This is a genomic window from Actinomadura sp. WAC 06369, from assembly GCF_003947565.1.
In the GTDB taxonomy this organism is placed as follows: domain Bacteria; phylum Actinomycetota; class Actinomycetes; order Streptosporangiales; family Streptosporangiaceae; genus Spirillospora; species Spirillospora rifamycini.
This window is the reverse complement of the sequence record NZ_QHJN01000060.1, coordinates 24,080-41,696: the sequence shown is the minus strand read 5'-3', so window position 1 is coordinate 41,696 and position 17,617 is coordinate 24,080. Positions and strand designations below refer to the sequence as shown.

The window sequence follows — 17,617 nt, the reverse complement described above, 5'->3', positions numbered from 1 at the left end:
GGACGGGGGGCCTCGGGTGCGGCGGGGGCGGTCGATCGCGACGTACAAGCGGCCCGAGCTGCTCGAGATCATCAGGCATGTCGCGGGGCGGGAGCCGGAGTTGAGCGACGACCAGCTCATCGAGCTGGTGGGGCGGCTGCTGGGGTGTCCGGAGGACGAGGCGCTGCTGGTGGGGGCGCGGCTGCGGTACGCGGTGGAGGCGTTCCGGGAGGAGTCGGCGTAGGGGAATGAAGCGTTCCGTTCGGATATCATGGAACGGAACGCTTCATTCTGGAGGTATCGGTATGCCGCGCACTCTCGACCGGCGGACCCTCAACCGGACGACGCTGCACCGCCAGCTCCTCCTCGAACGGTCCGGGATGGCGGCGCAGGAGGCGGTCGAGCGGCTCGTGGCCGTGCAGGCGCAGGAGCCGAACGCCCCGTACGTCGGGCTCTGGAACCGGCTCGAAGGCTTCCACCAGGACGTCCTCACCGGCCTGCTGCACGAGCGGGCGATCGTCCGCTCGTCGCTGCTGCGGGGCACCCAGCACATGGCGGCGACGCCCGACTTCCACTGGCTGAAGCCGCTGCTGCAGCCGATCGCCCTGCGCGCGTGGCGGGCGGGGTTCGGGCGCGTCGCCGCCGGGTGGGACCTGGACGAGCTGGCCGCGGCGGCGCGCGGAGTGCTCGCGGGGCGCACGCTGACCCGGCCGGAGCTCGCGCGGATGCTCGCCGAGCGGTGGCCGGACCGGGACCCGGCCGCGCTCCGCTGGTCGCTGCACGCCCTCGTGTCCGTGGTGCACCCGCCGCCGAGCGGGACGTGGAACACGTTCGGCGCCATGCGGTTGGCGCTCCCCGAGGACTGGACGGGCGAGCCGCTGCGGGAGCGGGGAGCGGACGAGCTCGTCACCCGCTACCTCGCGGCGTTCGGTCCCGCGTCGGCGCGGGACTTCGCGGTCTGGTCGGGCCTCCGGCGCAAGGACGTCGACTTCGAGCGGCTCCGTCCGGAGCTGCGGGTGTACCGGGACGAGAACGGGGTCGAGCTGTTCGACGTCCCGGACGGGGAGCTCGTCGAGGACGCCGCGGCGCCCGTCCGGTTCCTGCCCGAGTTCGACAACCTGGTGCTCGCGTACGCGGACCGCACGAGGGTGATGGCGGACGAGCGGCGCAAGGTCGTCTGCGTCGGTTCGGACACGAAGCCGACGCTGCTGGTCGACGGCCGCGTCCACGCGGTGTGGAGCCTGCGCAACGACAAGAAGGAAGGGCGCGCGACGCTGACGATCGAGACGTTCGAGCCGCTGCCCGCGGGCCCGGCCGTGGAGGAGGAGGCGGCGCGGCTGCTCGGTTTCGCCGCCCCGGGGTCCGCGCACGAGGTCCGGGTGGTGCCCGCATAATTCGATGGGCGCCGGACGGCCCGAATGCCATGATCGTCCCATGACGACGGAAGAGCTGGTCGCGGTGTGGCGCGACGTCATCACGGGCGACCACAAGTCCTGGGTGCTGTTCGAGCACGGCACCTGCGTCATCCTGATGGACCCCGAGGACGACCTCGCCGTGCAGGCGACCGGGCTGCTGCGCGAGTTCGGGCCCGTCCAGGCGGGCACCCCGGCGGGCGACTTCGGCACCATCGACCTGGACGCGGCGCCCGGCTGGGCCGTGTACGGGCACCACAACGACGTGCTCACGTACGTGGCGCCGGAGGAGGCCGGGGACGAGCCGAGCGACCTCGCCGTCGGGCTGCTCGGGCGCTCCAAGCGCGACCAGGACGGCAAGGAGCTGACGGTCGTCCACGTCGAGGACAAGCGGCCCCGGTGATTCCGGGGATCCCCTCCGCCGCGTCGTAGCCGGAATGTAGAAATGTCCGTGTGATCGGGTGGGACGAGGACGCGCTGGCGGTGCTGCGCGCGGCGGTGGCGCGGGGCGACGGCGCCGCGGGCGCCGCGGTGCTGGCCGGGCGGCCGCTCGCGCCCGTCCTGCAGTACGCGGGGGACGTGCTGGTCGCGGCGCTGGCGGAGGGCGTGCCCGGGGCGGACGAGCGGGCCCGCGCGTGCCTCGCCGAGCTGGGGGAGCGCGGCGGGCCGGGGGACGCCGAGCTGGCCGCGGAGCTCGCGGCGGCGCTCGGCGACGGGCCCGGTCCCGGGCTGGCGCCGCTCCCGGCCGACCTGGGCGCGGTCGCCGCGGCGCTCGGCGCCGACCCGGCGGGCGGGCCCTGGCTGCTCGACCTCGAACGCGGCGACGTCCTGCCCGCCGAGGAGGCCGCCGGCGACGCGGAGTGCGGCGGCGACGCGGGCCGCTGGGCGCCCGTCCCGCCGCTGGGGGCGCCGGAGGGCGAGGACGCGCGGCGCGGCGCCGCCCGGCGGTGGCTCGCCGAGCAGGGCCGCCGGCCGGCGCCGCGCACGCTCTGACACGTCACACCGGAGGGTCGGTGCGGAGCAGGCTGTAGGTCACCCCGTCGCGCCAGGCGCCCTCCCGCCAGACGCAGCCGCGCATGACGCCCTCCCGGGTGAACCCGGCCCGTTTCAGCGCCTTCTGCTCGGCGATGTTGTCGGTCTCGGTGTCCGCGTCGATCCGGTGGACCGTGGTGTGCGCGAACAGGTACCGCGCGAGCAGCCGGTGCGCCTCGGTGCCGTAGCCCTTGCCGCGCGCCTCCGGTAGCAGGGCGATCCCCATGTTCCAGCAGTACGACGTCGGCGACGTCGTCTTGCGGCGCCACGACACGAACCCGAGGGGGTCCGCGCCGCGCACCACCATCAGGGTGCCGCCGTCCGGGCCGATCAGCCGGTTCTCCGCCCAGCCGCGCCGGTACCGCCCCGGTTCGAAGTAGCCGAACCAGGCGTGCTCGCCGACCGTCCGCGGGTCCTGGGTGACGGACTCCAGGATCGGCAGGTCCTCCTCATCCACGGGCCGCAGCGCCAGTTGATCATCCATAGCCGCATCATGCCCGGGGCCCGGCGGTCGCGGGCCCCGGTCTCACGAACCCGGACGGACGAGCGGGAACGGGATCGTCTCGCGGATGGTGCGGCCGGTGAGGGTGATCAGCAGCCGGTCGATGCCCATGCCCATGCCGCCCGCGGGCGGCATCGCGTACTCGAGGGCCCGCAGGAAGTCCTCGTCCAGCTCCATCGCCTCGGGGTCGCCGCCGGCGGCCTGGAGGGACTGCTCGGTGAGGCGCCGCCGCTGCAGGATCGGGTCGATCAGCTCCGAGTAGGCGGTGCCGAGTTCGAGCCCGAACACGATGAGGTCCCACTTCTCCGCGAGCCGCGGGTCGTCGCGGTGCGGGCGGGTCAGCGGGGACGTCTCCGCGGGGTAGTCGCGGACGAACGTGGGCGCGTCGAGGCGTTCCTCGACGAGCGCCTCGAACAGTTCCTGGACGAGCTTGCCCTGCCCCCACTCGGGGTCGAAGTTCAGCCCGTGCCGTTCGGCGTACCGGAGGACGGTGCCGCGCGGGGTGCCGGGGGTGACCTCCTCGCCGAGGGCGTCGGACACCGAGCCGTAGACGGTGATCTCCCGCCAGGGTGCGGCGAGGTCGTGCTCGACGCCGTCGCGGACGACGACGGTGGTGCCGAGCGCGGCGTTCGCGGCGTCCACGACGAGGGAGCGGGTCAGCTCGGCCATCGTGTCGTAGTCGCCGTAGGGCTCGTACGCCTCCAGCATCGTGAACTCGGGGTTGTGCCGGTTCGACACGCCCTCGTTGCGGAAGTTGCGGTTCAGTTCGTAGACGCGGCCGACGCCGCCGACGAGGAGCCGCTTCAGGTACAGCTCGGGTGCGATCCGCAGGTAGAGCTGCATGTTGTAGGCGTTGATGCGGGTGGCGAACGGGCGGGCGGTGGCGCCGCCGTGCACCGGCTGGAGCATCGGCGTCTCGACCTCCAGGTAGCCGCGGTCGCGCAGGCCGTCGCGGACGGCCGCGATGGCGTCGCCGCGCATCCGCAGCATCCTGCGGGCCTCGTCGTTGACGATGAAGTCGACGTACCGCTGCCGGACGCGTGCCTCCGGGTCGGACAGGCCGGACCGCTTGTTCGGGAGGGGGCGCAGGCACTTGGCGGTCAGCGTCCAGTCGGCGGCCAGCACCGACAGCTCGCCGCGCCGGGACGCGACGACCTCGCCGCGCACCCCGACCTGGTCGCCGAGGTCGATGAGGGATTTCCAGCGGCCGAGGGACTCGCCGCCGAGGGCGTCCTCGGTCAGCATGACCTGGAGGTCGCCGGTCTCGTCCCGCAGGGTGACGAAGATGAGGCGGCCGTGCTCGCGGGACAGCACGACACGCCCGGCGATCGCGACGGACGCGCCGGTGCGCCCGTCCGGCGGCAGGTCCGGGAAGCGGGCGCGGACGTCGGCGGCGACGTCGGTGCGGTCGAAGCCGAGCGCGTAGGGGTCCATGCCCGCTTCGCGGATCTGGTCGAGCTTGGCGTGCCGGACCCGCTCCTGCTCCGACAGGCGCCGCTGCGGCGCGCGCGCGGCCTCGGCGTCCTCCTCGATCTTGCGGACGGCCTCGACGAGGTCGAGGGTCGGGACCATCGCCGCCGCCCGGTCGAGCTTGGGCCGGTTGAGGCTCGGCAGGAAGCCCTCAGCGCGCGCGTACGCGAGGCCGAGGCGGATCAGGTCGCGGCTCTGCAGGTAGCAGATGAAGCGGGGGCGCCAGTGCGGCATGTACTTGGCGTTCGACAGGTACAGCGACTCGAGCTGCCAGAACCGGGACGCCACGGACAGCAGCCGGGAGTAGCCGCGCGCGACGGGGCCCGCGCCGATCTGCGAGCCGCGCTCGAACGCCGACCGCAGCATGGCGAAGTTCAGCGAGAGCTGCTGCGCGCCGACCAGCGCGGCCTTCTCCGCGAGCTTGGCGACCATGAACTCGTTGAGGCCGTTCTCGGCGGCCCGGTCGCGGCGCATGAGGTCGAGCGACAGCCCGGTGCGGCCCCACGGGACGAAGCTGAGCAGGCCGCGCAGCCTCCCGTCCGCGTCGAACGCCTCCACCATCACGCAGCGCCCGTCGGTGGGGTCGCCGAGCCGGCCGAGCGCCATCGAGAACCCGCGCTCGGTCTCCTCGCCGCGCCAGTCGTCGGCGCGGCGGGCGAGGTCGGCCATCTCCCAGTCGGGGATCTGCGCGTGCCGCCGGATCCGGACCGTGTACCCGGCGCGCTCGACCCGCCGCACCGCCTGCCGGACCTGCCGCATCTCGCGCCCGTCCAGGCCGAAGTCGCTCAGGTCGATGATCGCCTCGTCGCCGAGTTCGAGGGCGTCGAAGCCGTGCCGCCGGTAGATGTGCGCGGCGCGCTCGCCGACGCTGACGGCGCCGGGGATCCACGCGTGCGCGCGGCACTCGCCGAGCCACGCGTCGATCGCCTGGTCCCACGACTCGGGGTCGCCGAGCGGGTCGCCGCTGGCGAGGGAGACCGAGCCCTCCACCCGGTAGGCGATGGCGGCCTTGCCGTTCGGTGCGACGATGACGTCCTTGTCGCGGCGCAGCGCGAAGTAGCCGAGGGAGTCCTGCTCGCCGTACTCGGCGAGCAGCGCGCGCGCCGACAGCTCCTCCTGCGGGCTGAGGACGGGGTCGCGGCGGCCCGGCTTGAACAGCGCCCAGAACGTCGCGAGCATGAGGCCGGTGCCGAGCACCCACAGGATGACGTCCACCCAGAACGCGACGGAGATGTCGATCGGCCCGCCGGTGACCCGCGGCCCGAGGACGGTCTGCGAGATCGCGTAGACGGGGTGCGTCCAGAACCCGCCGCCCTCGTCGCGGTCGGTCGCGGTGACCAGGCAGGTGCCGATCCCGCAGGTCACGACCAGGAGGGTGGCGAAGACGAGCGCGGCGAGGCGCCGGTTGGCACGGTCCGGCAGGGTGGTGAACTCGCCGCGCGCCGCCACCAGCAGGGCGATCGCCGCGAGGTACAGGACGGACGCGACGGCCACGCCCGGCGGGACGTCCAGGCCGGGGTCGAGCAGCTTCGCGAGGAACGCGGTGACGTGCAGGGCGGCGGGCAGGCACAGCACCAGCAGCAGGATGCGCCAGGCGGCTTTCTTGCGGCGCCGCACGCCCATCGACAGCAGGATCCAGACGAGGCCGATGGGCACGCTGGGGAACCAGCCGAGGTAGCCGATCCACCGCAAGGCCCAGATGTCGGCCAGCTCGAGGATGAGACCATAGGAGATCCAGGCGAGCAGTGACAGGATCCCGGAGAGTCGGGTGTACCAGAAGAAGATCGTCGGCGCGGCCTGGACGAGGCGGCGCCACTCACCGGACGGCCAGGTCCCGGCCGGTTCCGGCGCCGCCTCCTGGGCGGGCGCCGCCTCCGGCCGGCGGTCCGGCCGCCGGTCCGGGCGTCTCCCCGGCGGCCGTGCCGGGACTTCTTCCTGGTCCGGTCTCGTCGGCGGTGACACCTCAGTCACCCTCCCCGCTCCTGCTCATCCGTGCGCGAACCCCGGCGCCGCCTCGGGCGTCGTACGGGTGGGGGGATGTGGCTTGCAAGCTTGGTCCAAGATTGTCAGCAAAAGTGGATATGGTCGCGGATATGCCAAATGAGCCCAACGGCGAGCGGTTGCTCGCCCGCCGCTACCGACTGGTGACCCAAGTCGGCCGAGGCGGCATGGGGACGGTCTGGCAGGCACACGATGAGGTCCTCGGTCGTGACGTCGCGGTGAAGGAGGTCATCCTCCCGCATGGTCTCACCGATGAGGAACGCGCCGTCCACCACAAGCGCACGTTCCGTGAGGCCCGCACCGCCGCGCGCCTCGGCCACCCCGGCGTCGTCACCGTCTACGACGTCGTGGAGGAGGACGAGCGGCCCTGGATCATCATGGAGCTCATCCGGTCGCGCTCCCTCGACCAGGTGATCAAACGCGAGGGGCCCCTCGACCCGCTGCGCGCCGCCGAGATCGGCCGGCAGATGCTCGCCGCGCTGCACGCCGCGCACCAGGCCGGCGTCCTGCACCGCGACGTCAAGCCCAGCAACGTGCTCATCACCGGCACCGGACGGACCGGCGAACGGGCCGTCCTCACCGACTTCGGCATCGCCATCGCCGCCGGTGACGCCACCCTCACCCAGACCGGCCTGGTCATGGGCTCCCCCGCCTACATCGCCCCCGAGCGCGCGCGGGGCCGCAAGGCCGGGCCCGCGTCCGACCTGTGGTCGCTGGGCGTCGCCCTGTACGCGATGGTGCACGGCAAGTCGCCGTTCGAGCGCAACGAGCCGATGGCCGCGCTCGTCGCCGTCATCTCCGAGGAGCCCGACCCGCCGGACAAGGGCGGCCCCCTCATCCCGGTCATCGAGGGCCTGCTGCGCAAGAACCCCGACCAGCGGATGGACGCGATCGAGGCCGGGGCGCTGCTGGACGAACTCGTCCGCCAGGAGTCCATCGACACCCAGCACACGATGGCCGTCGACGCCCCGGCCGCCGGCACCGCGCCGGAACCCGCCCGCGGCGGCCCGTCCCCCGACGCGACCCGCGTGGCCGCGCCCGCCGCGGCGTCCGGCTTCGACGCCGGGCCGGGCGGGACGGACGGCGGGCAGGGCGGCGGCGCGGCCGACACGGCCCGCGACCCGTGGCGCGCCGAACCCGACACGCGCGGCGTCGGCGGGGCGGAGACCAAGCTCGCGGGGATCCCCGGCCTGCCGCGGCTGCCCGGCAACCGGACGTCCGGCGGCGGACCGTCCGGGACGGGCCTCGCCGGGAACCGGAACCTGGTCGTCATCGCGGTCGTCGTGCTGATCGTCGTCCTCGTCGTCACCGGCATCGCGCTCGCGAGCAGCGGCGACGACGAGCAGCCCGCCCGCAACGAGAGCGCGACCAGCACGACGCAGAGCGGCGCGGCGAACCCGGGCGGCGGCGCCGTGCCCGCCACGAGCACGCCGGAGCAGACGCCGGACCCGTCGCCGAGTTCGACCGTCGCGGCCGGCTTCCGCCTCCACGAGGACGACAGCGGCTACAGCATCCAGGTCCCCGACGACTGGACCGGCCCCGAGTCGAAGCGCGGCGGCGACTTCTTCTACTCGCCCGACCGCAGCGCCTACATCCAGATCGACCAGACGGACAACCCCGGCGACAGCGCCCTCCAGGACTGGCAGAACCAGGAGAACGGCGGTTCCGGCTGGCCCGGGTACGAGCGGCTCAAGATGGCCCCGACCGGCGAGCAGCCGCCCGTCCCCGACACCGACGACGGCGACGACTCCGCCGACTGGGAGTTCACCTACGACGGCAAGGGCGGCACCCGCATGCACATCCTCAACCGCGGGTTCGTCGCGAACGACCACGGCTACGCCATCCTGCTGAGCGCCCCGCACGACGGCTGGGGCCGGCTGTTCGCCGAACTGCAGCCCGTCTACCGGTCGTTCACCCCGGCGGAGGACTGATACGTGGCGGGACGCTTGCTGGCCGGGCGGTACCGGCTGCTCTCGGTCGTGGGGCGCGGCGGCATGGGCACCGTCTGGCGGGCCGCCGACGAGACCCTCGACCGGGAGGTCGCCGTCAAGGAGGTCGTGCTGCCGAACGGCCTCGCCGACGACGAGCGCGAGAACCGGCACCGGCGGACGCTGCGCGAGGCGCGGGCGTCCGCGCGGCTCGGCCACCCCGGTGTCGTCACCGTCCACGACGTCGTCGACGAGGACGGCCGCCCGTGGATCGTCATGGAACTCGTCCGGGGGCGGTCGCTGCAGGACATCATCGACGAGGACGGGCCGCTCGCCCCGGCCCGCGTCGCCGCGATCGGCCGGCAGGTCATCGGCGCGCTGCGCGCCGCGCACGCCATCGGCGTCCTGCACCGCGACGTCAAGCCCGCGAACGTCCTCGTCACCGGCGACGACCGGGCCGTCCTCACCGACTTCGGCATCGCGCAGGTCGCCGGGGACGCCACCCTCACCGGCACCGGCATGGTCATGGGGTCGCCCGCCTACATGTCGCCCGAGCGGGTCAAGGGCGACGCCGCCCTCCCCGCGTCCGACCTGTGGGCGCTCGGCGCCACCCTCTATGCCGCGTGCGAGGGCAAGGCCCCGCACCACCGCAGCGACGCCATGGCCGTCCTCGCGGCCGTGATGACGCTGGACGCGCCGCCGCCGCGCAACGCGGGCCCCCTCGCGCCCGTCCTCATGGGGCTCCTCGAACGCGACCCGGCCGCCCGGACGGGCGCGCAGCAGGCCGAGGAGGCGCTCGCGGCGGTCGCGGACGGCCGCGCCGCGTCCCTCGCCGCGCCCGCCTCCGACGGGACGGCGCTCGACGGCACGGCGCTCGACGGCACGGCGGCGAGCCGCGCGGCGGCCGGGCGCACGGGCGCCGCGACGGCCGTGGATTCCGCGCCGGTCCCCGCCCCGCTCCCTGCGCCGATCCCCGCTCCGATCCCCGTCCCCGACCCGCCCGGCGGCACCGGGACGATCGGGTTCCCCGACGCCCCGACCGCGCCCCCGCACCCGGACCCGCACGTCACGGGGCCGGCCCGGAAGCGGGCCGGCGGCCGGGCGCGGACACCGCTGGTCATCGCGGGCGCCCTCGCCGTGGCGGCCGTCGTCGCCGTCGGCGCGTTCCTCCTGCGGCCGGACGGCGGCGAGTCCGCCGCCGGGGCCGGAACCGGCCAGGAGCGGCCGCGGGGGCAGGCGTCCGGCGACGCGTCCGGCGCACCGGGGACGCCCGCCGCGGGACAGCCGAACGGACCGCTGGACGGCCCGTCCACGCAGGTCGAGGCGTACCCGAGCACGCCCGCCCCGGCCGTGATCCCGCCGAACTTCAAGCGCGAGAAGGGCCCCGGCTACACGATCGGCGTCCCGCAGACCTGGGTCCGCAACGAGCAGGGCCGCGGCATCGTGTGGAACGACCCCGCGACCGGCGGGTACGTCCAGGTCGACCCCACGCCGTGGCACGGCGAGCCCTACCGGCACTGGGAGGTCTGGGAGCAGCAGGCCATCGCCGACGGCAACCTGCGCGCCTACGAGCGGGTGTCCCTCACCCGCAGCACGGTCGCCGGGCACCCCGCCGCCGACATCGAGTTCACCTGGATCCGCGCCGGCGAGACCACCCGCGCCCGCGACCGCGGGGTCGTCATCGACGGCCGGTCGTATGCGATCGTGGTCGCGCTTCCGGCCTCCCGGTGGAACGCGAACACGACTCTCGTGAACAATGTCCTCGACACGTTCCGTCCCACGGGGGTGGGATGAACGACGGGGGGACCTTGACGACATGGCACAGGGACGGCTGCTCGGCAACCGCTACCGGCTCGACTCGGTGGTCGGGCGCGGCGGCATGGGCACCGTCTGGCGCGCCCACGACACGATGCTCGACCGCGAGGTGGCGGTCAAGGAAGTCGAGCTCCCGCCGGGCCTGACCGAGTCCGAGCACGCCGTCCTGTACGAGCGGACGCTGCGCGAGGCGCGGGCGTCCGCGCGGCTCAACCACCCCGGCGTCGTCACCGTCCACGACGTCGTCGAGGAGGCCGGGCGCCCCTGGATCGTCATGGAACTCGTCACCGCGCCGTCCCTCCAGGACCTGCTGGAGCGCGGCCCGGTCGGCCACCGCCGCATCGCCGAGATCGGCCTGCAGATGCTCGGTGCGCTCCGGCACGCCCACGAGAAGGGCATCCTGCACCGCGACGTGAAGCCCAGCAACGTGCTGATCACCGCCACCGGACGCGTCGTCCTCACCGACTTCGGCATCGCGCAGATGGAGGGCGACTCGACCCTCACCCAGACCGGTCTCGTCATGGGGTCGCCCGCCTACATCCCGCCCGAGCGGGCGGCGGGGGAGCGGGCCGTCCCCGCCTCCGACCTGTGGGGCCTCGGCGCCACCATCTACGCGGCCGTCGAGGGCCGCTCCCCGTACGAGCGCCCCGACGCGATGGCGTCCCTGCAGGCCGCGCTGACCGAGCCCGTCCCGCCCGCCCGCAACGCCGGGCCGCTCGCGCGCGTCCTGGAAGGGCTGCTGGCGCGCGAGCCCCGCGTCCGGATGACCGCCGCGCAGGCGCAGCCGCTGCTCACCCAGGTCGCGACGATGCCGGAGCCCCGGCCGCCCGGCCCGCGCCCGGTCCGGCGCCGAACCCGGTGTCCCGCCCGGTGGACGACGAGACGCGGGAGGACGCCGCCGAGACCATCCTGGACCCGCGGGTCCTCGACCCGCACGACCCCGAGGCCACCGAGACCGACGACGACCGGCGCGGCGAGCCGCGCACCCTCGTGGAGACCGAGTGGGCGCCCCCGCCGCCGCAGCCGTCGCCGTCCGCGCAGCGGCCGTCGCCGTCGACGTCGCAGCCGCGCCCGTCGGTGACGCCGCCGCCCGCGCCGCCGCCGGCGCCGTCGCCGCGGCAGTCGGCGCCGCCCTGGGGCCTGCCGCAGTCGAACTGGCAGCAGCAGCCGCCCCCGCCGGTGTCGCGGCCGTCCCGCAGCACCCCGAAGGCCCGCGAGCGCCGCAAGACGATCATCATCGTGACGGTCGCGGCGATCCTGGTGGTCGCGGCCGTGATCGCCGGGGCGCTCATCCTCCGCGACCGGATGGGGACGGGCGCCCTGGATCAGGCGCGCGCGGAGATGCCGAGCCCGTCGATCGCGGCGCCGTCCGCCCGCACGGACGGCCGCTCCGACACCACGTCCGTCATCACCATGTGAGGCAGCGTCAGCGGCGGCGGATGCGCGGGCGTGAACGTCACCGGCACGCCGAGCAGCTTCGCCGACATCTTCGTCGTGTACATGACGACGTGGCCGTCCAGCGCCAGGCTGCCGGTCGTCGTGCGGGACGCGGCGCCGCCGCGTCCGGCGACCTGGTCGACGTCCTTCAGCACGGCCTTCGACATCGAGAACTTGAGCGCCTCGACCGTCCCGCCGGCCGACGGCAGCCGCGCGACGCCGTCGTAGCTGAGGCCCGTCATCGTCAGGGAGGTCGCGCGCAGCGCCGCCGCCCCGAGGTAGACCCGCGGCCCCGCCCCCGCGTCCTTCGCGGGCGCGGGCGCGGGCGCGGCGGCGGCCTGCGGCGGCGGGGTGGGCGCGGGGGCGGGGAGGTGCGCGCCCAGGAAGGCGGGCAGCGCCAGCGGGACGGCGAGCGCCGTGAGCCGCCCGCCGCGCGGGACGTCCCACGCGCCCGTCGCGTCCCGGACCGGCGGCGACTCCGGCGCGGGCGTCCACGCGAACCCGAGGGCGCCGCCGAGCACGCCCAGCAGCAGGCCCGCGAAGAAGCCGCCGAAGTTCGAGGTCAGGAACGACGCGAGGGCCAGCAGCACGGCCAGCACGCCGAAGAACGACCGCTGGGCGGGCTGGAACCACAGCAGCGCGCCCGCGGTCACCAGCAGCGCGCCGATCAGCCAGCTCGCGACCCCGGCCATGCCCTGGTGGACGGTGATCGGCATCGGCGCCAGCGGGACGGTGATGAGCTCGACGCCGCCGAGGACGGCGAGCAGACCGCCCCAGAAGGGGCGCGTCCGCCGCCAACGGCGGAACCCGTGCGGTGCGGAGGCGTTCACGGCGCTCAGAAGCACTCGTCGCCGAGCGTCATGTGCAGGTCGCTGAGCTTGAACGTCCCGGCGGTGGTCGCCCACGCCGTCTGCCGGACGTTCCGCAGCTCGATGCGGTCGGCCTGCTGCCCGAACATGCCGGCCGCGCCCGTCGAGCCGGACGGGCCCTTGTCGAGCGTGCTCGCGTCCCGCCCGATCTCGATGTTGGAGAACGTCGCGTCCGCGTCGAGCTGCGCGACGTCCAGCACCAGGTCCGTCGCCTCGACCGGCGTGTCGCCCGTCCCGGCCGTCAGCCGCAGCGTGAACGGCCCGACCTTCACCGACTGGCACATGTTCGAGATCTTCGCGTTCCTGATGCCGGACACCTGCACCGGGTGATCGCCGCCCTTGCCGTCCTTGTCCACGCCGCCGTACTGCACGAACCCGGTCCCGACGAGGCGGTCGGCGCTGACCTTGAAGCTGCCGCCGGAGACGGCGAAGGACGACGCGACGGAGCCCTGGGCGGTCATGAACACCATCGCGCCCGCGCCGATCGCGGCGGGGGCGGCGACGGCGGCGAAACGCTTCCAGCGGACGCGGCCGGGCGGCGCGGCGGACTTGGACATGGCACTGCTCCCGGGGGGTCGACGGCGGGGGTGCGCACACCGCGTGATCGGGGTCACGGGCGTGACGTAGAGTGCAAGTTACTCCTAAGTACTTACTTTCGACAACCCCGGAACCAGAGATTCGGTCATGACCGAAATCGCCCCTGACCTGTGTGATCTTGCGGATCGCCCGCCCCGGCGGGCATTTCGGTCCCCCGCGCGGACCGTCACAGTAAGTGATTACTGAGGGCGCCGGGCGCGGCGGCACGAAGGCGCGAAGGCGTGAAGGCGCGAAGGCGTGAAGGCGCGCCGCGGTCGCGGCGGCGCGGGTCAGCCGCCGGCGGTGAAGGCGTCGAGGGCGAGGCGGAGCTCGCCGACGTGGTCGGCGAGGTCGTGGAGGGCGCCCGGCACGTCGGCCGCGGACTCGTCGGGCCGCAGGTGCGCGACGTCGTCCTCGACCCGCCTGAGGCGCTCGTCGAGGGCCTTGACCAGCCGGTCGCAGCGCGCCGACGCCTCCTCGCCGTCCTCCCCGAGGGTCCGCTGCAGCAGCGCCGCCTGCCGCCGCAGCTCCAGGTTGCGGCGGTGCAGCTCGATGAACACCGACACCTTGGCGCGCAGCAGCCACGGGTCGAACGGCTTGGTCAGGAAGTCGACGGCGCCCGCCGAGTAGCCGCGGAACGCCACCTCGCCGGTGTCGCCCGCCGCGGTGAGGAAGATGATCGGGACGTCCCGGGTGCGGGCCCGGCCCTTGATGTGCGCGGCCGTCTCGAACCCGTCCATCTCCGGCATCACGACGTCGAGCAGGATCAGCGCGAACTCGCCGTCGAGGAGCTCCTTGAGCGCCGCCTGGCCGGACGTGACCGTCACGACCTCCACGGGCAGCGCGTCCAGCACGGCCGCGAGCGCGGTCAGGTTCTCCTCGCGGTCGTCGACGGCGAGGATCCTCGTGTCGTTCGGCACCGGACTCCCTTGCTCGCTGACGGCGTCGCCGCGCGGCTCCTCCGCTTCCCATCCCTGCTCGCTCCACCCTGCCACGTCGGCGCGGTGGGGCGACAGCCAATCTCCAGGAAGTGAGAATTTACGGCAGCCAGCCCGGCTTGACGATCCCGGACTCGTAGGCGAACACGACGAGCTGCGCCCGGTCGCGCGCGCCGAGCTTCACCATCGTGCGGCTGACGTGCGTCTTCGCCGTCGCGGGACTGACGACGAGCCGCGCGGCGATCTCCTCGTTCGTCAGCCCCTCACCGACGAGGGCCATGACCTCGCGCTCCCGGTCGGTGAGCGCGTTCAGGTGCGGCGACGGCGCCGGCTCCTTGGCGCGCGCCGCGAACTCGGCGATCAGCCGCCGGGTGACGCTCGGCGACAGCAGCGCGTCGCCCGCCGCGACCGCCCGCACGGCGTGGATCAGCTCCACCGGCTCGGTGTCCTTCACCAGGAACCCGCTCGCGCCGCCGCGCAGCGCCTCGAACACGTACTCGTCGAGCTCGAACGTGGTCAGGATGACGATGCGGACGCCGTCCAGCCGCTCGTCCTCGGCGATCCGCCGCGTGGCGGCGAGCCCGTCGAGGCCGGGCATCCGGATGTCCATGAGGATCACGTCGGGGCGCAGCCGCTTCGCCTGCGCGACGGCCTCCTCGCCGTCGCTCGCCTCGCCGACGACCTCGATGTCGGTCTGCGCGTCCAGCAGCGCCCGGAACCCGGCGCGGACGAGGATCTGGTCGTCGGCCAGCAGCACCTTGATCACGGGGCGTCCCTCTCGTCCGGCGCGTCGCGGGGCAGCGCGGCGCGGACCGCGAACCCGCCGCCCGGCCGCGGACCCGCCTCGAACGTACCGCCCAGCGCCGCGGCCCGCTCCCGCATCCCGCGGATGCCGCTGCCCGCCGGACGGTCGTCCAGCAGCGACACCCCGCGCCCGTCGTCCTCGACCCGCACCTCGATCTCCTGCTCACGGTAGGCGATGCGGACCCGCGCCGTCACCGGGCCGGGCCCCGCGTGCCGCGTCACGTTCGTCAGGGCCTCCTGGACGATCCGGAACGCGGCCAGGCTCGTCCCGGCGTGCAGCGCGCCCCGGTCGCCGGTGACCTCGGCGTCGACGGTGAGCCCCGCCGACTCGGCCCGCGCGAGCAGCTCGTCCAGCCGGTCGAGCCCGGCCGTCGGCGAGCGCGGCGCCGTCTCGCCCTGCGCCCGCAGCGCCCCGATCACCGACCGCATCTCGGTCAGCGCCTCCTTGCTGGCCTCCTTGATCGCCGCGAGCGCCGTCCGCGCCTGGCCCGGATCGTCGTCGATCAGGTGCAGCGCGACGCCCGCCTGCACGTTGATCATCGAAATGTTGTGGGCCAGCACGTCGTGCAGCTCGCGCGCCATCCGCAGCCGCTCCTCGCTCGCCTGCCGGCGCTCCTCCTCGGCGCGCGTCCGCGCGCTCTCGGCCGCCCGCTGCGCGCGCATCCGCACCAGCTCGCCGCCGATCAGCACCACCAGCGCCCACCCGACGAAGATCGTCATGCCGCCGGCGGTCGGCTCCTCCACCGGGAACACCGGGCCGGGCGCGCCGCGCTCCGCGAGCGGGACGCCGATGAGCGCGGTGAGCGTGAAGAACCCGGCCAGCCCGACCGCCGTCCCCGCCCACGCGGCGCGCCGGTGCCCCGCCATGACCGCGCCGAACGCCGCCACGCCCAGCGCCGTCGGCGCGGGCCCGTAGGTGTGGGCGCGCAGGAAGTACAGGGCCGTGACCGCGCCGACCGCCGCCAGCGTGAACACCGGGTACCGCCGCCGGAACAGCAGCAGCGCGGGCCCGCCGACGAGCAGCGCGAACCCGAGCGGGTCGAGCGGCGTGCTGCCGATGTCCATCGAGCCGTCCGCCCAGGGCGGCCCCTGGTCGCTCCACGGGCCGCCGTCCCGCGTCCCGTCCGACGGCCCGTGCTGCGCCCCGATCGACCCCGCGACCTGGAAGAACGCCAGGAACAGGGGCACGATCCACACCGGCCACCCGCTCGGCCGCGGCCACTGCCCCCGAACCGGCGCGTGCGGCTGAGTGCTCATGCCTGAACAGTAGGTCAGCGGCCCCGCCGCCACGTCGCCCCCCGGGGGACACCCCGCCTACGCCCCGGGACGTACCGCGCGTCGGCCCGTGCGCGGGCGAGGCCGATCGCGCTCCCCGTCCGCCCGCCCCGGCCGGCCGGGCGTGCCCGCGTCCCCCGTCCGCCAGGCCATGGCGGCGGCCGTGCAGAGCAGGGGAGCGGCCGGGAGCAGGTAGCGGTAGTCGAAGTCCGTGATGGCGGGCGGGACCGCCAGGAGCGCGACTCCGGTCGTCCACAGGAGCCCCGCTTCGAGGGACGTCCTGCGGCGCCGCAGCAGACCCGCCGCGCCGGCGGCGGTGACGAGCCCGAGAACCGTACCGGGCATGCGGACGTGGCGCTGGTACCAGCGCAGCGGCGCGGCGTACGGTTCGACGACCCGCGTCCCCGCGGGGCCGTGCTCGTAGCGCCGGGCGGCGCCGGACGCGGTTCCGCCGCCGATGAGCGGGAAGCCGGCGTCGGGCCGCGACGCGCTCGGGAAATGGTAGAAGGACTCCGTCCAGGGGTGCGGGTAGCCGGACCTCGACCATGAGAAGCCGCGGACGAACACGTCGTAGAGGACCGTCTCCGCGTAGTCGCCCGGCTGGTTCGCGATGGCCCACAGCGCGAACCGCCTCGCGGTCGCGTCGGTCCGCTCCGGGAACGGCCGGCCGTGCCGCCAGCCGGTCGGCGAGCCCTCCTGCCAGATCTGCGTGGACGACGCCGCCCGCCGCCCCGGAGGTTCGCGGGGGCACATGGGGGCGAGTCGCGGAGGCGGCGGGTGCGCGGCGCAGTCGGCGAAGGCGGCGGTGCGTCCCCAGAGGTAGACGCCGCCGGCCCCGGCGAGTTCGAACCGTCCCGTGGCCGAGTGGTGCCACAGCACGGACGACCCCACCGGAAGCGCGAAGGCCGCGAGCAGCGCGGCCAGCGCCGCCGCGGCGCGCCGCGGCCCGTGGCGGGCCGCCAGGTAGAGCCCCGCGACGATCACCAGCGGGACGCCGACCGTCCGCGTGACGGCGGCCGCCCCGAGCAGGACGCCCGCCACGGCGGCCCACCGCGGCGACGCGCGCACCAGCGCGCACACGGCGCCGAACACCAGCACCGTGAAGAGGGTGTCCGACATCACCATGTGCTCCAGCTGGATCTGGTACGGGTCCAGGAGAAGCGGTGCGGTCGCGACGGCCGCCCACCGTCCGTCCACGCCCGACCGGTACACCATCAGCCGGTAGGCCGCGATCGCCAGGCAGAGGATCATCAGGTGCTGCACGGCGGTGACCGCCGCGAAACTGTGCAGCGGACCGAGCAGGTGCAGCAGCAGGCCGTACCCCTCCGGGCGGAGCGGATGCGGGAACGGGTCCAACCCGATCCGGACGTAGTCGTAGGAGTCGTTGAACCACAGCGCGGGGCGGTAGCCCGCCATCGTCAACGCCCGCAACCCGGTGCCGGCGGCCAGCAACACCGCGAACGGCGCGTCGCGCCGCCACGACGGCCGGGCCGCCGGCCTCTCGAAGGTGATCGCCATATCTCCCGCCCCTCGGCGCCGGGGCGGTCCCCGGCGGAACGCCAGGGAGTACAACTCAAGA

The 17,617-nt window shown here is 74.7% G+C and carries 16 protein-coding genes; 8 read left to right on the top strand and 8 right to left on the bottom strand.

The window, feature by feature from the left end:
* From DMH08_RS40195 to DMH08_RS18155, 4 genes are all read left to right on the top strand, one after another.
* A partial coding sequence (locus DMH08_RS40195) for a hypothetical protein (RefSeq protein WP_158642341.1) occupies positions 1-223 on the top strand: 223 nt, incomplete at its 5' end.
* Positions 224-284: 61 nt separating this feature from the next.
* Positions 285-1,373 (top strand): winged helix DNA-binding domain-containing protein, encoded by a 1,089-nt coding sequence (locus DMH08_RS18165; protein ID WP_125616168.1) that lies wholly within the window; start codon positions 285-287, stop codon positions 1,371-1,373.
* A 40-nt stretch (positions 1,374-1,413) separates the two neighbouring features.
* On the top strand, positions 1,414-1,794 hold the full coding sequence (locus DMH08_RS18160; RefSeq protein ID WP_125616165.1) for a hypothetical protein: 381 nt from the start codon (positions 1,414-1,416) through the stop codon (positions 1,792-1,794).
* A 50-nt stretch (positions 1,795-1,844) separates the two neighbouring features.
* The gene (locus DMH08_RS18155; protein WP_125616162.1) at positions 1,845-2,384 is read left to right on the top strand and encodes a hypothetical protein; all 540 of its coding nucleotides are present in this window, start codon (positions 1,845-1,847) and stop codon (positions 2,382-2,384) included.
* 4 nt (positions 2,385-2,388) lie between these two features.
* Here the strand turns inward: DMH08_RS18155 and DMH08_RS18150 are convergent, their stop codons facing one another.
* Together DMH08_RS18150 and lysX are read right to left on the bottom strand one after the other, a co-directional pair.
* On the bottom strand, positions 2,389-2,907 hold the full coding sequence (locus DMH08_RS18150; protein ID WP_125616159.1) for a GNAT family N-acetyltransferase: 519 nt from the start codon (positions 2,905-2,907) through the stop codon (positions 2,389-2,391).
* A 42-nt stretch (positions 2,908-2,949) separates the two neighbouring features.
* Positions 2,950-6,180 (bottom strand): bifunctional lysylphosphatidylglycerol synthetase/lysine--tRNA ligase LysX, encoded by a 3,231-nt coding sequence (gene lysX / locus DMH08_RS18145; protein ID WP_233617663.1) that lies wholly within the window; start codon positions 6,178-6,180, stop codon positions 2,950-2,952.
* Between the two features lie 308 nt (positions 6,181-6,488).
* On the opposite strand from lysX, the gene DMH08_RS18140 reads away from it, so the two are divergent.
* Genes DMH08_RS18140 through DMH08_RS41665 form a run of 4 tightly spaced genes read left to right on the top strand, consistent with a single transcriptional unit; the run spans position 6,489 to position 11,558 of the window.
* The gene (locus DMH08_RS18140) at positions 6,489-8,327 is read left to right on the top strand and encodes a serine/threonine-protein kinase (protein WP_084551061.1); all 1,839 of its coding nucleotides are present in this window, start codon (positions 6,489-6,491) and stop codon (positions 8,325-8,327) included.
* 3 nt (positions 8,328-8,330) lie between these two features.
* Positions 8,331-10,118 carry a serine/threonine-protein kinase gene (locus DMH08_RS42395; protein WP_267898556.1) on the top strand — a complete coding sequence of 596 codons (1,788 nt, stop codon included), beginning with the start codon at positions 8,331-8,333 and terminating at the stop codon, positions 10,116-10,118.
* Positions 10,119-10,140: 22 nt separating this feature from the next.
* Positions 10,141-11,220 carry a serine/threonine-protein kinase gene (locus tag DMH08_RS18130; RefSeq protein WP_125616156.1) on the top strand — a complete coding sequence of 360 codons (1,080 nt, stop codon included), beginning with the start codon at positions 10,141-10,143 and terminating at the stop codon, positions 11,218-11,220.
* Positions 11,217-11,558, top strand: coding sequence for a hypothetical protein (locus DMH08_RS41665; RefSeq protein ID WP_158642340.1), 342 nt, complete (start codon positions 11,217-11,219; stop codon positions 11,556-11,558). The genes DMH08_RS18130 and DMH08_RS41665 overlap by 4 nt, the downstream gene beginning before the upstream one ends.
* Here the strand turns inward: DMH08_RS41665 and DMH08_RS18125 are convergent.
* The 6 genes from DMH08_RS18125 to DMH08_RS18100 all read right to left on the bottom strand — a co-directional run bounded on the left by DMH08_RS18125 (position 11,465) and on the right by DMH08_RS18100 (position 17,556).
* Entirely contained in the window at positions 11,465-12,406 is a 942-nt protein-coding gene (locus DMH08_RS18125; protein WP_125616153.1) for a DUF6114 domain-containing protein, read from the bottom strand. The two genes, DMH08_RS41665 and DMH08_RS18125, sit on opposite strands and share 94 nt — an antisense overlap.
* 5 nt (positions 12,407-12,411) lie before the next feature.
* Entirely contained in the window at positions 12,412-13,002 is a 591-nt protein-coding gene (locus tag DMH08_RS18120) for a DUF6230 family protein (RefSeq protein WP_125616150.1), read from the bottom strand.
* Positions 13,003-13,311: 309 nt separating this feature from the next.
* Positions 13,312-14,016: a response regulator gene (locus DMH08_RS18115; RefSeq protein ID WP_442778642.1), complete on the bottom strand. Its 705-nt coding sequence runs from the start codon at positions 14,014-14,016 to the stop codon at positions 13,312-13,314.
* A 43-nt stretch (positions 14,017-14,059) separates the two neighbouring features.
* Positions 14,060-14,725: a response regulator gene (locus DMH08_RS18110; protein WP_125616147.1), complete on the bottom strand. Its 666-nt coding sequence runs from the start codon at positions 14,723-14,725 to the stop codon at positions 14,060-14,062.
* Positions 14,722-16,020 carry a sensor histidine kinase gene (locus tag DMH08_RS18105; protein WP_125616144.1) on the bottom strand — a complete coding sequence of 433 codons (1,299 nt, stop codon included), beginning with the start codon at positions 16,018-16,020 and terminating at the stop codon, positions 14,722-14,724. Before DMH08_RS18105 ends, DMH08_RS18110 begins: the two co-directional genes overlap by 4 nt.
* A gap of 57 nt (positions 16,021-16,077) precedes the next feature.
* Positions 16,078-17,556, bottom strand: coding sequence for a hypothetical protein (locus DMH08_RS18100; protein ID WP_125616141.1), 1,479 nt, complete (start codon positions 17,554-17,556; stop codon positions 16,078-16,080).
* Positions 17,557-17,617 lie beyond the last annotated feature (61 nt).

Bases quoted from the DNA above. Each gene is read 5' to 3' on its own strand.
- DMH08_RS18120 (WP_125616150.1), bottom strand. From the start codon at position 13,002: ATGTCCAAGTCCGCCGCGCCGCCCGGCCGCGTCCGCTGGAAGCGTTTC.
- DMH08_RS18140 (WP_084551061.1), top strand. From the start codon at position 6,489: ATGCCAAATGAGCCCAACGGCGAGCGGTTGCTCGCCCGCCGCTACCGA.
- DMH08_RS18105 (WP_125616144.1), bottom strand. From the start codon at position 16,020: ATGAGCACTCAGCCGCACGCGCCGGTTCGGGGGCAGTGGCCGCGGCCG.
- DMH08_RS18130 (WP_125616156.1), top strand. From the start codon at position 10,141: ATGGCACAGGGACGGCTGCTCGGCAACCGCTACCGGCTCGACTCGGTG.
- DMH08_RS18150 (WP_125616159.1), bottom strand. From the start codon at position 2,907: ATGGATGATCAACTGGCGCTGCGGCCCGTGGATGAGGAGGACCTGCCG.
- DMH08_RS18165 (WP_125616168.1), top strand. From the start codon at position 285: ATGCCGCGCACTCTCGACCGGCGGACCCTCAACCGGACGACGCTGCAC.
- DMH08_RS18100 (WP_125616141.1), bottom strand. From the start codon at position 17,556: ATGGCGATCACCTTCGAGAGGCCGGCGGCCCGGCCGTCGTGGCGGCGC.
- DMH08_RS18160 (WP_125616165.1), top strand. From the start codon at position 1,414: ATGACGACGGAAGAGCTGGTCGCGGTGTGGCGCGACGTCATCACGGGC.